The 15679-nt window shown below is 38.8% G+C and carries 13 protein-coding genes; 8 read left to right on the top strand and 5 right to left on the bottom strand.

The annotated features are described in order from the left end of the window. Positions 1–66 precede the first annotated feature (66 nt). The 8 genes from GLIP_RS21265 (at position 67) to galU (ending at position 10940) form a co-directional block, all read left to right on the top strand. Positions 67–2886, top strand: a complete 2820-nt coding sequence (locus tag GLIP_RS21265; protein WP_008843174.1) for a glycosyltransferase — start codon at positions 67–69, stop codon at positions 2884–2886. Between the two features lie 56 nt (positions 2887–2942). Further along, positions 2943–4685, top strand: a complete 1743-nt coding sequence (locus tag GLIP_RS03425; RefSeq protein WP_226992173.1) for a glycosyltransferase family 2 protein — start codon at positions 2943–2945, stop codon at positions 4683–4685. Position 4686: 1 nt separating this feature from the next. Then, positions 4687–5817, top strand: coding sequence for a glycosyltransferase family 2 protein (locus GLIP_RS03420; RefSeq protein ID WP_008843172.1), 1131 nt, complete (start codon positions 4687–4689; stop codon positions 5815–5817). A gap of 79 nt (positions 5818–5896) precedes the next feature. Further along, positions 5897–6589, top strand: a complete 693-nt coding sequence (locus tag GLIP_RS03415) for a sulfotransferase family protein (RefSeq protein ID WP_008843171.1) — start codon at positions 5897–5899, stop codon at positions 6587–6589. 223 nt (positions 6590–6812) lie between these two features. Next, on the top strand, positions 6813–7670 hold the full coding sequence (locus GLIP_RS03410) for a glycosyltransferase (RefSeq protein WP_008843170.1): 858 nt from the start codon (positions 6813–6815) through the stop codon (positions 7668–7670). Continuing rightward, on the top strand, positions 7667–8533 hold the full coding sequence (locus GLIP_RS03405; RefSeq protein ID WP_008843169.1) for a glycosyltransferase family 2 protein: 867 nt from the start codon (positions 7667–7669) through the stop codon (positions 8531–8533). Before GLIP_RS03410 ends, GLIP_RS03405 begins: the two co-directional genes overlap by 4 nt. A 174-nt stretch (positions 8534–8707) precedes the next feature. Continuing rightward, positions 8708–10048 carry a UDP-glucose dehydrogenase family protein gene (locus GLIP_RS03400; RefSeq protein ID WP_008843168.1) on the top strand — a complete coding sequence of 447 codons (1341 nt, stop codon included), beginning with the start codon at positions 8708–8710 and terminating at the stop codon, positions 10046–10048. A 1-nt stretch (position 10049) separates the two neighbouring features. Next, positions 10050–10940, top strand: a complete 891-nt coding sequence (gene galU, locus GLIP_RS03395) for a UTP--glucose-1-phosphate uridylyltransferase GalU (protein ID WP_008843167.1) — start codon at positions 10050–10052, stop codon at positions 10938–10940. Positions 10941–10997: 57 nt separating this feature from the next. On the opposite strand, the gene GLIP_RS03390 is transcribed toward galU, so the two are convergent. The 5 genes from GLIP_RS03390 to GLIP_RS03370 form a co-directional block, all read right to left on the bottom strand. Beyond that, positions 10998–11321, bottom strand: a complete 324-nt coding sequence (locus GLIP_RS03390; RefSeq protein ID WP_008843166.1) for a ComEA family DNA-binding protein — start codon at positions 11319–11321, stop codon at positions 10998–11000. A gap of 211 nt (positions 11322–11532) precedes the next feature. Then, the gene (locus tag GLIP_RS03385; protein ID WP_040521763.1) at positions 11533–12120 is read right to left on the bottom strand and encodes a CCXG family PEP-CTERM protein; all 588 of its coding nucleotides are present in this window, start codon (positions 12118–12120) and stop codon (positions 11533–11535) included. 265 nt (positions 12121–12385) lie between these two features. Further along, positions 12386–13393: an isocitrate dehydrogenase gene (locus GLIP_RS03380; RefSeq protein WP_008843163.1), complete on the bottom strand. Its 1008-nt coding sequence runs from the start codon at positions 13391–13393 to the stop codon at positions 12386–12388. Between the two features lie 142 nt (positions 13394–13535). Beyond that, the gene (locus GLIP_RS03375; protein WP_008843162.1) at positions 13536–15248 is read right to left on the bottom strand and encodes a hypothetical protein; all 1713 of its coding nucleotides are present in this window, start codon (positions 15246–15248) and stop codon (positions 13536–13538) included. A gap of 43 nt (positions 15249–15291) precedes the next feature. Further along, entirely contained in the window at positions 15292–15666 is a 375-nt protein-coding gene (locus GLIP_RS03370) for a DUF3192 domain-containing protein (RefSeq protein WP_040521761.1), read from the bottom strand. Positions 15667–15679: the final 13 nt, after the last annotated feature.

Below are 15679 nucleotides of genomic sequence, written 5' to 3'. Positions count from 1 at the left end.
TATTGCGTGTTAGACCGAAGTCGAATAATCGATGAGGAAAGCAGGGATTTTTGAGGATTAAATTTTTTGAATGTAGAAAAAGTCGACAAACATACCATTTCGAACATATTTGATCCTACCTGGTATTTGTCCACCTATCCAGATGTAGCGAAAGCTAACATTGATCCATTCAATCATTATATTGAGTTTGGCCGCGACGAAAATCGCTTACCCTGCTCACTTGAACCTATTCTGCTTGATCAACAATTATGGAGTGGTGACGATAGTAACGATATAGAACAAAAGTTAATCGCATTATTCGAGCAATCTGAAGAACTAATTAGTTCATTGGCAGGATGGGTACTCGGGCGCTGGTATGGTAGTTATGGGAAGTGGGAGTTGGTGGTTCAGTATTTGCCCAAAACCTTGCAAGATCCATTAGCGCTTTATTTAATTGCCCATCAAGGACCATATTTGTTGTTGTTCGATGCGTATTTTTGCCAAGGTCAATTAAGCGCGGCACAATCGTTACTTAACAACAAAACATGGCATGCCTCTAATAATAAATTATTGGCTCAAAATATGTTACTTGATAGCGATAGTAGAGTAGCTGACTTAAATACGTTTTTTGTTAAAAATCAGCTTTCAGGTATCAGCCCGCAAGATCAACAAGAGCCGCTTGGATTAGACAATATCGTTGGTTTGCACGGGCCCCGCACTAAATCACTGAAAGATTTTTTTCAACCATTGGTCAGCATTATCATTCCTTGTTTTAATGCACAATCTACTATTGAAACCGCCGTAACGAGTTTATTAAACCAAACCTGGACAAATCTCGAAATAATTATTGTGGATGATGCATCCACTGATAATTCATGGCAGGTGCTAAAGGCGTTATTGAAACGAGATCAAAGAATTAAGCTTTTTCGTCACGATGTTAATTTAGGTGCATATCGTGCGCGAAATTATGGGCTTAGTTTAGCGCGCGGAAAATATCTCACTGTGCATGATATTGATGATTGGTCGCATCCACAAAAAATTGAACTGCAAGTTAAAGAACTTAAACGAAAGCGCAAAACGGTAGCATCTGTATCGCATTGGGTGAGGGCGGATGAAGAGCTAAGATTTCAACGTTGGCGTATGGAAGACGGTTGGATTTATCGGAATGTATCGTCGCTGATGATTAAACGTTCGGTATTTCGCCGTTTGGGTTATTGGGATAACGTATCGGTAAATGCTGATACTGAATACTATCATCGAATTATCGCGCTATATGGCCAAGGTAGCATAGCCGAAGTGCGTCAAGGGGTGCCACTTTCCTTTGGGCGCGCAACCAATGAATCATTGTCACAAACCAAAGCAAGCCACTTGAGAACCCAATTTAAAGGTCTGCGAAAAGACTATCATGATGCTGCCGCTTACTGGCATAAGACGCATAAAAAACTGTTTTTACCTCGTTTACCTGACAAGCGACCATTTCCTGTGCCACCAGTCATGCTTCGAGGAACCGACGCGCAAAGAAAGCACAACTTAATTTTACTTCTGCAAAACAGCAAATTATTCGATTCCCCATGGTATTTAAGGCGTTATCCCGATATTGCCGAGGCTGGAGTCAATCCTGTTGAACATTTTGTAAATAATGGTATTAACGAAGGCAGAGACTGCAATCCGCTGATCAGCCTCAGTGGACAAGCGTTTATTCACAACACCGACAAATTACACGCTCTTGAAGGCTTGTTACAAGTACCACAATTACCAGAAACTACAGTTTATAATGGCCATGCTAGCGTTAATCTCGATAGCCCAACTATTTTATGTGTGGGCCATATGGTGTCTGCCCATACATTTGGCGCTGAACGTAGTTTTATCGATACTTTGAAGATTCTATCTGAAAGTGAATTGAATGTTGTCGTTGTTTTGCCGAATGCAGATAATGGCAAATACGTGCAACAAGTTGCGGCTTTGTGTTGTAAGGTTATATTTCAGCCGCTTGCATGGTGGAATGCCAAACGCGAAACGGATGAGTATGTTGTTGATGCATTTCGACAAGTAATCTTAAAACACCAGATCGCAGCGGTTTACGTAAATACATTGGTTTTATCTGAACCACTGATTGCCGCAAAATGCGAAGATGTAGTTAGGGTAATGCATATTAGAGAACTGCCGTCGCATGATCCTGATTTATGTGAGGCGTTAGGCGCTGATGCTGAAAAAATAAGGGAACATTGTTTAGCTATAAGTGATTATTTTATTGCCAATTCAAACGTCGTAATGAATTATATTGACGTGAAAGAACGAAGCTTTAGAGTGCCAAATGTTATTGAGGCTAACGTTGCTGAATCTAAATCTACTGAGCTTAATTTACCGGCAGTGGCTTCCATACTAAGTAGTAATTTACCGAAAAAAGGTATTGAGGATTTACTCAAGGTCGCGGAATCTTGTGCCCACAAAAAATTACCAATTGAATTTCATATTTACGGACCCGAAAACGAACATACTGAGATATGGCAAAAGCGTGTCCACTTATCAAATGTAAAATGGAAAGGGTATTGCCACTCTTCAGAAGTGGCATTGCAAAATACGGATATACTATTAAATCTCTCCCATTTTCAGGAGTCATTTGGGCGTACGGTGCTAGAAGGCATGGCCAATGGTTGTGCAATAGTCGCCTATCAGTGGGGTGCAATTCCGGAGTTAATTGATAGTTCTTGTGGTGTTTTAGTGACTTTTAAAGATATAAATGGCGTAGTTGACGCGTTAGAAAACCTGTTAGCAAAACCTAGTTTAGTAAGACAGTTTGGCGTCGAAGGAAGAAATAAAGTGATAAAAGGTTATAGTTTAGAAGCTGTTAAACCTAATTTATTAAGTGCTTGGCAACAAATTTTAAAAACAGAAAGAGTGCAGTAAGCCTGTGTTTTTGATTAGAAAACAAAAAGTAATCTTAGTGCAGCATAAGAGGTTATGTGATTAAAAAATATATCATGATGGGTGTGAAGTCCGTTATTGGAATCATTCCAGAATCTATTAGAGTAAAAATGAAACGTTGGCCTTGGTTGACTTCATTTTATAGTCGTAATCTGCAAAAAAGTGGACTGTCTTATGGTATTCCATCCAAAAAGAAAATGGCCAAACTCTATTCACGTTTAATCTTGGTTCAGGAAGAAGAATTGCGAGGTACTCAATCTGTTGACCCTTTTAATGTCGCTGTGATCGTAAATCAAAAAGCAGATCTATTGGACTTTACACTTCGACAGTTGTCCAAAATTGAGGCGATTGAGACGGTGTTTTTAATTGTCGACGAGATTGATGAATATGGAACCTATACTGCAAATAACGATCAAGGCTATGAGTTGATCGTAAAAAGTGCGGTCGATTTTAGTACTAATCAAGACTGTGAAATCAATAATTTATTAATTATCAATGCAGGGGATTCTTTACATCCTTATGTTCAAGGTGCTTTAACTAAGTTTATAAAATCTAATCATATGATTGGGTATTTTGATAGTGACTTAATAGACTTATCTGGGCAAAGGAAGTCTCCTAAACTTCATCGAGATTGGGATCCAGATTTACTGTTAAGCAGCGGTTATATTAATACTGGGATGTGGCTTCGTACGAACCGAGTGTTATCCGATAAGTCGTGTCTTTCAACTAAGAACACTTCAATAGCTGATTTTTTAGTGGATGCTTACCTAAGTGATAATCGAATTGATATTGGTCATATCCCGTTGGTAGTCGTACATTCATTGAACAAAAGCGAAAATAGTAAATTGCCATTAAGCCGTGAAGTAATTGACAAAATATCTGTCTATGCAGATGTGACCGAACATCCCAAATTTCCAGTGCTTAAGCTTTTGTGGCGCACAGAAAAGCAGCCATTAGTGAGCCTTATAATACCAACAAAGAACGCCAAAGAACTGGTTAAAGCTTGCATTGAATCCATATTGAATAAGACAGTTTACAACCACTACGAAATATTATTGGTTGATAATCAATCGGACGACAAAGAAAGTCTTGAGTATTTTAATGAATTGGCGAAGCATCCGAAAATAAAAGTACTTAAATATGATAAAAAGTTTAATTATTCTGCAATAAATAATTTTGCCGTTGGTCATGCAAGCGGTGAAATCATTGGCTTAATTAATAATGATGTGGAAGTCATTGAGCCAAATTGGCTAAGTTATATGGTCGGTCAAGTTACTAGATTAGAAGTCGGCTGCGTAGGCGCTAAACTCTTGTATTCCGACGGTCGAATTCAACATGCTGGCGTTGTCATGGGGTATGGCGGCGGCGCTGGGCATGCTCATAAATATTTTCCAAGAGACCACTCTGGTTATTTAAATAGATTGGCTGCAACAAATTCCTTTAGCGCTGTAACCGCAGCGTGTCTGTTGGTCAAAAAAGCAGACTATGAAGCGGTCGGTGGTTTAGATGAAGAGAATTTGGAAGTGGCATTTAATGATGTTGATTTTTGTTTGAAAATACTAGGTTTAAACAGGCGAAATGTCTATTGTTCCGAAGCTGAGTTATTTCATCATGAATCGATAAGTCGAGGATTTGATGATACTCAAGAAAAAATGCTGAGGTTTAATTCGGAATTAGCTTATTTGCAGAATAAGTGGCCAGAGTTTATTCAAAACGATCCTGCTTATAATCCTTACCTTACCCTTCGTAGAGAAAATTTTTCGATAAAGGAGTTTGGATAAATTGTCTCTACGTAAAATAATCCAGTATCGATTTAAAGTTTATCGATATTTTAAACAATTGTATGTGTGGTTAACGTGGACATTACGCTTAAATAAAAGTCGTTTGTTGTTTCGGCATAAACCTAAAATTAAATTAGTGGCAATTGCTAAAAATGAAGCATGTTATTTGCCCGAATGGATTGCCCATCATTTATATTTTGGTTTTAAAGATATAGCCATTTACGTCAATAATACGACTGACAATACTGCCAATATCGAAAAAAAATTAGCCGCATTTTCGTCAATTGAGTTTTGCGATGGTGATAGATTTTTTACGTCAGAAATTAATTCACCTCAAGTGGAAATTTACCGACATGAGTTACGGAGAAGTCGAAAGCAAGGTTTTTCCCATGTCATGTTTTTAGACATTGATGAATTTTGGACGCCAAAAGACCTCAATACCAAAGTGCATAATTTTGTGGAGAATACAGAGGCAGATGTGCTTTGTTTTGAGTGGCTCAATAGAACTGATGAGGCTAAACCTTTTTTATCTTCAATCCAGCAAAAAATCGAAGGAATTAAAGGGAATCATGTAAAGTCTTTAGTGTCTACACATCTACTGATCAACGAAATCAATCCTCACAGTGTTTTAGCATATAATGCGACTCATCAGCTAGCTGATGGTACCCCGTTTAATGTTGATAAAACAAATTTTGCTAAAATTGACAGAAACGAAGTCAATAAACCGTTAAAATCAGTATTTATTCTGCATCGAATGTATCGCAGCCAAGAAGAGTACGTTGCACTGTTACTGAGAGGTCGCCCTATCAATAACCGACCTTCAAACGGGGTATTTAAGAATAATAGACGTGGTTATATCCCTGCTTCAAAAAAAGTTGAAGTGGTTTTTGAAGACAAGTACATCTCGAAATACACTATTTTCATGCGAAACTTTTACGCAAACTTTGGTTTGGACGAAGAAATTGAATTAGGAAAAGCATTCGTTTTGGCTAAAAGAAATCAAGTGGCGAAAACAATTTTGGCGTCACCTAAAGAGGCCTATCCGCTAATTAAAACTGTTTTTACTGGTGTGACTTTAGAAGATATTGTCAGCGCTTTAACGACTTTTAAGAATAAATATAATTTAGAATAAAAGTGGTTAAGTCGTAAAACCTGATTGCTATAAATAGAGCAAAAGATTGATGATCTTATTAAATTGGTAAACGGATTAAATGAATTTATTATCGACTTTTTTGAATGTGTTAAACGTTCAATCGAACGGCAAAGACTCAGTGTTATGGTTATCCCATCATATTCCTAAAACTGCCGGAACCTCATTAAAGCTGGGTTATACACAAGTTTTCGGAGCACGAGCAGTGAAACACCTTTATTCGCCAGACGAAGTAAAAGTCGTCGGGAGTGGGGACGGAATTCGGGTTCCTTACGGAACTCAAATCTTACATGGTCATTTTCATGCTCATCCAGAACACACTAGGTTATATCCAAAAGCAAAAAGAATTGTTTGGGTACGGGATCCTGTTGAGCGCGCTTGGTCGTTGTTAGGACACCTTCTAGCTGTTCAACAAGAAAAACAAGAATATCAAATTATTCTTGAAGAATTTGGGGATAAGGTTGAAGAAAATAAACTGGATGTATTTGAGTTTTTTCTTACTCATCCTCGATTGCGAGTGTTGAATCGACCTTATCAAAACCACTTTTCTAAAGTACCTATATCTGATTTTCATTTTGTTGGGAAAACACATCAATACGCTACAGATCTTAAACGACTATCTAATTTAATGGGGGTAGACATTCCCTTGTTAGAAAAAAACGTCAGAGCATCTGGACAAGGGCTACCATCTGACAGAACCTTGTACAAACAGCTATTGGAAGATGAATACAATATTGTTGAAAATTATTTGTAGGTAAACTTTAAACCTGTTCAATACGTTTGGTTGAATAGTACCCAAATTTAGGCTGTTTACTTTTGAATTTTGAAAAAAGTGAATAAACCAAATAGTCTGGTATACTTCGCCGCCTAATCGCTCTTAGCGGCGATAGTTATATTAAAAGATTTAGCGGAGTAATTTTCTGAATTCAACAAATAATCAACCTCATACATATACAATCGTGCGGGCGAACGAAAATGTGAACATTTTTGAATCCGTAGTCGGTATGGGTGTTTACATTGAAGATCAGCTTAAATGGGTAAAACAGTCTGTTGAAAGCATTTTATCTCAATCCTATCAAAACTATTTGCTTGTTCTAGTGTTAGACGGCGAAGTGAGAGCTGATGTATTTGAGTTCATTTCAGATTTGTGCAAAACGCAAAATAATATTTTGCTTGTTAGATCCTCTCACAATGTTGGTTTAAGTGCTTGCATGAATTATGTTATCGATTGGACATTAACGCATTTACCATCTGCAAAATACTTTTTCAGAATGGACGCCGATGACATTTCACTTCCTGATAGATTTAAAAAACAAATTAAATTTCTAAAAAAGCATAAAAAGACTCAGGTTTTAGGTACTTCTCTTATTGAGATTAATGAATTTAGTAAAAAAGTAGGAAAACGCAAGCTGCCTAAAAAGCATGAAGATATATTTCGTATTTTACCCAAACGTTGTGCCATTAATCATCCAACGGTAGTGGTCAGAACAGACGTATTTAAAGCGGGGCACAGATACCAAGAAGATTTACAAAACACGCAAGACTATTTTCTTTGGATAGAGCTTTGTGCAGCCGGTTATAAATTTGCTAATCTTCCTGAGCCTTTGCTCGAGTTCCGACGCGTAAATAATTTCTATAAACGCCGAGGATTAAGTAAGTCAATCAACGAATTTAAAGCCCGTTTTTATGCCATGAAAGTGTTGAACCGATACAGCATTGGCAATATTGTTTACGCTTTTGCGGTGCTTTTTTTACGCCTGATGCCTTCCAAAATTGTCAAATTAGCGTATAAGATAGACCGTTATTTATTAAATAAGCGGGTTCGGCACGAGTGATCGGCGCGACAGTCATTTTATATAAACCAGATATGGGTACTACCCAAAATTTACTTGAGGCCGTGTTCCAACAAGTCGATGTGTTGTCTATTGTGGATAATTCACCTAGTCCTACAGAGTTATCGCTTGATAAAGCTAACTTGCACTACCACCACTTCCCCAACAATATCGGAATAGCGGCTGCCCATAACATAGGTTTGCAGGATTTACGCTCTTCTGGCTGCGACTACGGCATGTTACTTGATCAAGACAGTACCATTGATGATGACTTTGCGTTTCGACTTTCATCATTGTTGGTCGCATCTAAAGTGGAAAAGCGACCACTGGTAGCAATTGGACCGCGTATTATTTGCTCGTTTTCTGAGAAAACGGTGAAACCTAGAGTTCAACGCGAAGTGTTGGTATACGACGACATCGTATGTGTTACCCAAATTATTTCATCCGGTATGATGATTGATTTGTCTAAACTTGATGTCATTGGTTATAAGGACGAAACGTTGTTTATTGATGGCGTTGATCATGAGTGGTGTTGGCGCGCCAAAAAACAACATTTAATGGTCGCTATTGCAGATAAAGTCGAAATGATTCACCGATTAGGTGATTCACGCAGTAAGTTTGCTGGGATCACCTATAAGGTAGGGAGCCCAGTAAGGCTTTATTACCAGTTTCGCAATGTACTTCTACTGTCACGCCGTGGTTATGTGCCTTGGTATTGGAAAACTCGCAACTTATGCGTTTTACCTATCCGCTTTTTTGCCAATGGCTTATTGCAAGATCGTAAACTTGAGCGCATTAAATTTATGTTGTGTGGCTTATGGGATGGACTTTGTAAACGTAACGGCGCATTTTCCGATAATTGGTAAGACCTTTTGCATTTGTTTCCAATGAGTGCATTTTCAAACTATATTTTTCATTTCTGAACAGATACACTATTCCCCAACTAAACGAATCTCGTATTTCTATCCTAAACCCAACTGAATTTTTAGCATGATAATTGCTGGAAAAATACAGCATATTGATTAAAGGAACTAAAGATAATGAAAGTAACCGTTTTTGGTATTGGTTATGTGGGCTTAGTGCAAGCCGCTGTGTTAGCTGAAGTGGGTCATCAAGTCGTCTGTGTCGATGTGGACCAAAATAAAGTGGATAATCTTGAAAAAGGAATTATTCCAATTTATGAACCTGGCCTAACACCGTTAGTGAAGTCTAATTTTGAAGCTGGAAGAGTCAAGTTTACAACTGATGCAATTAAAGGGGTCGAGCATGGCGATGTTGTATTTATTGCAGTGGGCACTCCTCCCGATGAAGATGGCTCAGCCGATCTAAAGTATGTTTTAGCCGTAGCGAAAACCATTGCAGAAGCGATGACTAAGCATAAAATTGTGATCAATAAATCGACTGTACCTGTTGGCACGGCAGATAAAGTGAAAGCCAAAATTGCCGAAGTTCAAGAGTCGCTTGGAAAGTCTATCAGTTATGATGTGGTCTCTAATCCAGAGTTTTTGAAAGAAGGGGCTGCAGTAAATGATTGTATGCGCCCTGATCGTATCATTATAGGAACTAACAGTGATGGTGCAGAAAAGAAGTTGAGAGAGTTATATGCACCATTTAATCGCAATCATGACAAAATTATTGTGATGGATATTCGCAGTGCTGAGCTGACTAAATATGCTGCAAACTGTATGTTAGCAACTAAAATCAGTTTTATGAATGAAATGGCTAATTTAGCTGAAGTGTTTGGTGCAGATATCGAAAACGTTCGTCTAGGTATAGGATCTGATCCACGTATAGGATATCAATTTATTTATCCTGGGTGCGGATATGGTGGATCTTGTTTCCCCAAAGATGTGCAGGCGCTCGCTCGTAGTGCAACCGAGGCTGGGTATACTGCTAAAATATTAGAATCAGTTGAAGCAGTAAACTATAAACAGAAAGAAAAGTTATTCGAATATATCTCAGGGCATTTTGGTAATAACTTAAAAGGTAAAACAGCCGCGATTTGGGGTTTATCATTTAAGCCCAATACCGATGATATGCGTGAAGCTTCAAGTCGAGTATTGATGGAGCACTTATGGGAAGCTGGGGTAAAGGTACAAGCCTACGACCCTGAGGCAATGGAAGAGACACAGCGCATTTATGGTGCGCGTGATGACTTAACACTAGCTGGTACAAAAGAGGCTGCATTAAAAGGTGCTGATTTCCTAGTTATTTGTACTGAATGGCAAGTGTTTAGAGCGCCTGATTTTGAGTTAATAAAACAGTCGTTATCTGAGCCATTATTATTTGATGGACGTAATTTATTTGAACCTTCTTTAATGCAGGAATACGGATTGCATTACTACGCAATAGGTCGTGGATTATCAATAAAGGAACGTTAATATGAGTCAGGTTAAAAAAGCTGTAATTCCAGTCGCTGGACTAGGAACAAGAATGTTACCCGCTACAAAAGCAATTCCAAAGGAAATGTTACCTGTAGTGGATAAACCACTGATTCAATATGTGGTTGCTGAATGTGTAGCAGCAGGCTTAAAGGAAATCATTCTGGTAACGCATGCTAGTAAAAACAGTATCGAAAATCATTTTGATACCAGTTTTGAGTTAGAAGCTACGTTGGAAAAAAGGGTAAAACGCCAGCTTCTTGAAGCGGTCCAGGCTATTTGCCCCAAAGACGTAACAATCATGCACGTCCGCCAAGGCGTAGCAAAAGGGTTAGGGCATGCTATTTTGTGTGCTCGTCCGATGGTAGGTGATAGCCCATTCGCAGTTGTGTTACCTGATGTCATCATCGATGATGCTGCTTGTAATCCTAAAAAAGACAATTTGGCGGATATGGTTGCTACCTTCAATACTAGCCGTGTGAGCCAGATAATGGTTGAAGCCGTGCCTGACGAATTGGTACATAAATACGGCGTGGTTGATTTAGGTGGAAAAGAGTTAGGTGAAGGTGAATCAGCTAAAATACACAAAATGGTTGAAAAGCCAGCTCGTGAAGATGCTCCGTCGAATTTGGCAGTTGTAGGGCGTTATGTTTTGTCAGAACATATTTGGGATGAGTTAGAGAAAACTCAACCAGGCGCTGGTGATGAGATTCAACTGACAGATGCCATCGATTCAATGATGGAACAAGAGCAGGTTGATGCATACTATATGACCGGTAAGAGCCATGATTGCGGTAGTAAGCTTGGTTATATGAAAGCCAATATTGAATACGGACTTCGTCATCCTGAAATCAAAGATGAGTTTTTGGAATTTTTGAAGTCAGTTGTTTAACCCGTTGATTTAATCAGTCTGCTGAAATTAGAGTAGGGCGCCTTTGAGGCGCCTTTTTTATTTCACTGAAATAGATGTTTTCAACTTTTCTAGCATACGCGCACCAATACCTTTGACATTGGTCAGGTCTTCTATACGTTTGAAATTACCATTTGCCTTTCTATAAGCCACAATGTCTTGCGCTTTTTTAGCGCCGATACCGGGCAGGGCTTGCAATTCGCTTTCTGACGCTGTATTCAAATTGACAGGTTGTGACTGCGCTTTCAATTGAGATTTAGCCGTTTCAATTTTTTGCTCTAAGTTTTTTGCTTGAGTCGTGAATGGGGCGCTTGCAATAAAAACTGCACAAGCCACCACGATTGTGGGTAAGAACTTCTTCATAATGATTCTCCATGTTCATTTTTAATCCATTAGTGCATGTCTAGCACGATTTAAAAATAGTTCGAGCTTGGGTTCATGTAAAGTCTAGTTTTCAGTTAAGTGGGTGGGTTGGGGAGCTGGTGGCAAGCGAATTAGTAAAAAGCATGGTCTAGCGCGAAGATAAAAAAAGGCTCCTTGAAGGAACCTTTTTTAGTTTAATTTTAATCAGTTATTAACGTCTGCGAGCAAGAGCCAATAAACCTAGGCTCATTAGCAAGATACCTGCAGGCTCTGGTATGCTTGCTGCGGCAATTGCTTCAGATGAAAGAGCTGAAACGTTACCCGTTCTAGCATCTGTTAATCTAATAGAACTATTACCGCTACAGCAATCTTCTGCCCAGTAAAGTTCAACTGTGTGTTCACCAATTGAAATGTTGTTTAAGGTTACTGAAAAAACATCAGAATTGTTCCAGCTATTAGACCACCAAAGGTTATCTGTGCGCTCAGCAACTAAAACGCCGTCAAGAAATAGCTCTGCGCCGAAGCCCGCGTCTAAACCTGCATCTAACGTCCATTCGCCTACATAGCTCATGTCAAAATTAAATGAAAGTAAATTAACCGTATCCTGACCAGTGTTGAAATTGCTAGTAGAAGCTAATTCGCTAACTGATCCAGCTGGTAAAAGATTAAAAGCACCTTGAAGATCGCTACTGTTAAAGTTGCTATCCATGTCGCGGGTTTCAAGAGTAATTACAGTAGCGCTTGCAGTGGCGCAAACCATAAGGCTTGCCAAAATGGCTGATTTGAAAAGCTGTATCATGACTGCTTCCTATGATATGAAAAATGTTAAATGATATATTCAACAAATTAGTTGTTGATATACGCGGTAATATGCTTTTTCCATGCCAGATTTGTAACTGCTTGATACTAATTTATTTTTTTATTTTTTAGTCGTTATTTATTCGATTTTGTTAAAAATTTCGACAGAGATTTGGTTATAAAAAAACCACTACATCATTGTGAGTAGTGGTTTTGTGATAAGGCGCGAATTACCAAAAATACACAAAGTTTAAAGACAAATAATCTTAAAGCCTGTCTAGTACTGCTTGGGTGAAATCGGTAGTACCATGTTGGCCTCCAAGGTCACGTGTTGTGCGATCGCCTGATTCGATAACTTCTTTTAAAGCATTTCGGATTTTGTCTGCTTTATCGGCCATTTTCAGATATTCCAACATTTGTACTGATGCGAGGATTACTGACGTTGGGTTAGCAAGGTTTTTCCCAGCAATGTCAGGCGCTGATCCATGTACGGCCTCAAATATTGCGCAATCTTTACCGATGTTTGCACCGGGTGCCATGCCCAGCCCACCCACTAATCCTGCACAAAGATCAGATAGTATGTCGCCAAATAAATTGGTGGTGACAATGACATCAAATTGATGTGGGTTCATGACCAACTGCATACACGCGTTGTCAACGATCATTTCAGTGGATTCGATATCTGGATATTTGTCTGCAATTTCTCTGGCCACTTTCAAAAATAAACCAGAGGTCGATTTTAATATGTTAGCTTTATGCACTGCGGTCACTTTTTTACGACCTTCGCGGCGTGCAAGTTCGTAAGCAAAAGTGATGATGCGTTCTGCACCTTGGCGAGTGATGATGCTTTTGGCTTCGGCTTCAGTGCCATCATCAGAAACAACCTGACCTAAACCAGAGTACATACCTTCTGTATTTTCTCTTACAGTTACAATATCGATGTCTTCGTAGCGAGCTTTAGTGCCTTTAAACGATAGTACAGGGCGCACATTGGCGTACATTTGGAACTTTTTACGCAAGCTTACGTTGATTGATGTAAAACCTTCTCCAACAGGCGTTGTTAGTGGGCCTTTTAACGTGACCTTATTCTTTTCAATGAGATCGAGCGTTTGTTGCGGTAGTAATTCTCCGTGATTTTCTAGCGCCACTAAGCCAGCGTCGGCAAAATCATAAGCAAAGTCACAACCTACTTTTTCTAAAATTAAAAGTGCTGCATCGACGATATCGGGACCAATACCATCACCTTTGATGACGGTAATTCGTTGTTGAGTCATTAGGAGTTCCTATTTGTGCTTTTGTTGGCTTATTTTTAAAGGATTTAGTCTTAAATTTAGGGGCTGATTTATACCATTTTCTCGGCTTAACTTCTATGAGTTAAGCCTAATTGACGGCTTTTGAGAAGTTTTTTGATTGATTTTATAGCAGCGCGCAATAACTGTGACTTTGATGTAAAGAGGTTGCCAACATCTGATTAACATTTTGCTCATCTATTTTTAAATATGCTAAGCAAGTGATATAAAAACTCTGGGACGCTTCACTCAATTTTTGTTCACTAAAATACGCTCGTCTCGCCAGTAAAATACTGAGTCCCAAAATAATGATTAATGTCCTAAGAAGTTCATTTTTGGGCAACTGAAGTTTGTTTTCACTAAGCGTAGAGATTGCTTCACTGTATTGCGTTGGTTGTTGCCAAGCTTGACACAATTTTAAACTGTGTGCTGGTAGGCTCTGTGAATTTCGAAAATCAAATAAATGCGTAATATCGTGTTGTCTGTCCGTATTTTTGGTCCATTTCGTTCGTGCTTTTAATGATGGTTGCGTAAATAATCCACTGCAAGCAAAGCACAGTAGAGTCGATGCTTCTTCTGCCGAAACATGCTGGTTTAAAGGAGCTAGATTTGCCGCTATTTGACTTGCTAGGCGGCTGAATTGTGTAAAGTTTTGCTGTAATGGGAATAGACTTTGATTAAGTCTGAGCAAAAGCGCTTGTTGAATTAGCATAGAATTGGTCTTCACATAACCGTGCATCATTAAGCCATGTTTCACTTGTTGCACTGGCAATTTATTTCTATTTGAAAAAGTGGCGGTTTGTTTTAAATAGTCTGCAAACGCGGGCTCTGAACTAATCTGCTGCGCCAATTTGTCGATATCGACTACACCACTATTTAAGTGTTTCTGAACTTCTAGCAATACTTTTGGGGGTTTATCTAGTGGAAAGTTATCAACAATCGGCTCGATGCAATCCGCTTTTTCCAACTGCCAGTTTTTATCCCACCATTTTTGAATTTGTACAAATGCTGATACGGTTTGCGCGGCACTGACATGTTCAATATTGTTTGTATATACGCGTTTTAATTGAGGTTTACTGTCTGCAGATGTTTGGATCGTTGTGACTAAAACTTTTTCGCTAGCAACGCTTAACACAATAGCGGGTCGTTTATCGTCGAGTTTTATCACAGTGCCTGGGCATATCAATGTGGGATATTCTAATAATCCTTCTACACATTCCAGCCAACTTTCAGGACAGCTTTGTATCAGTTTTTTTAAAACAATTGAAAAATGTACTGGCTTAGCAGATTTATTCGGAGTGATCTGAGTTGCAAGTTGATGCGCTAACATAATAATTTGTTGGTGTTTGTTAGCGTTTATTGGCCAAGACTGTGCATTGTCCATTTTCGAAAATAGAAATTTGTACATCTGATAGCCATTCAACCAAGTTTCTAAATTGGCCTTCGTTAGCATTTGCATTAAACGCACATTTTTTCGATGGTAAGATGGACGTTTGTTGTCTTCTAAACAGCAAGCCAAATCGCTCTGGCGCTCACTGTACAAGGTTAAAATACAACTTAATAATTGCTGGCAGCACAAGTCGTTGATACGAGCACGATTGCAGATTAGCGCGCAATAGACCATTGCGTTAAACGTCAGATTACATATATAGGTGCTTTTTGATTTGTACAGCAAAGGTTGCGCAACAAATACATCTGGAGTGAGTTTGAATGCGGACAAAAACGTTTCGGACACTTTGATGATGCGCTTAACTTGTTCAGTACCAATGGCGTTTGTATGAATGTCTTGTAGTATGGCGGTTACTTGCGAAAAAGACTTAATAACCGCTTGAGTTGGCATAATTTACTGTTCACATGTTTTGTTTGTAGTTAAATAATAGTAATTAGAGCTTGAGATAGTTCTGATAGGTGCCTTCGCCCCAAGCAATCAGTTTATCATTTTCAAATAACAAAGGTGTGCATTCGTCCTGCGTCGTTATTCCATCAGATTGATTCCAAGTTGTGCGGTAAAACATTACTTGTAATTGTGTACCGTTTACTTGCTTTGCTTCACTGATATCTGGCGGCCCCATTAATTCAACGATAGTTTTTTTGAGATCCCCAAGTTTAATTTTGGTTAATTGGACTTTGTTGTATTCCTGACGATCTTCCCAGTCCATATCAGAAGTGTCATCTGGGTTATACATTATCAGCAGAACAACCAACGACACGTATACAAATACGCCTATGCCTATCCGCTTTATTATTTTGGTATTCATATCAAAGTTACTA

This window comes from Aliiglaciecola lipolytica E3 (assembly GCF_000314975.1).
Taxonomy (GTDB): domain Bacteria; phylum Pseudomonadota; class Gammaproteobacteria; order Enterobacterales; family Alteromonadaceae; genus Aliiglaciecola; species Aliiglaciecola lipolytica.
Note: the sequence above shows the minus strand (reverse complement) of the source record. Positions and strands in the feature narration are given on the sequence as shown.

What these genes read in the sequence shown, in the direction of transcription:
- GLIP_RS03415 (WP_008843171.1), top strand. Translation starts at nt 5,897, where the DNA reads ATGAATTTATTATCGACTTTTTTGAATGTGTTAAACGTTCAATCGAAC.
- GLIP_RS03400 (WP_008843168.1), top strand. Translation starts at nt 8,708, where the DNA reads ATGAAAGTAACCGTTTTTGGTATTGGTTATGTGGGCTTAGTGCAAGCC.
- galU (WP_008843167.1), top strand. Translation starts at nt 10,050, where the DNA reads ATGAGTCAGGTTAAAAAAGCTGTAATTCCAGTCGCTGGACTAGGAACA.
- GLIP_RS03390 (WP_008843166.1), bottom strand. Translation starts at nt 11,321, where the DNA reads ATGAAGAAGTTCTTACCCACAATCGTGGTGGCTTGTGCAGTTTTTATT.
- GLIP_RS03385 (WP_040521763.1), bottom strand. Translation starts at nt 12,120, where the DNA reads ATGATACAGCTTTTCAAATCAGCCATTTTGGCAAGCCTTATGGTTTGC.
- GLIP_RS03380 (WP_008843163.1), bottom strand. Translation starts at nt 13,393, where the DNA reads ATGACTCAACAACGAATTACCGTCATCAAAGGTGATGGTATTGGTCCC.
- GLIP_RS03375 (WP_008843162.1), bottom strand. Translation starts at nt 15,248, where the DNA reads ATGCCAACTCAAGCGGTTATTAAGTCTTTTTCGCAAGTAACCGCCATA.
- GLIP_RS03370 (WP_040521761.1), bottom strand. Translation starts at nt 15,666, where the DNA reads ATGAATACCAAAATAATAAAGCGGATAGGCATAGGCGTATTTGTATAC.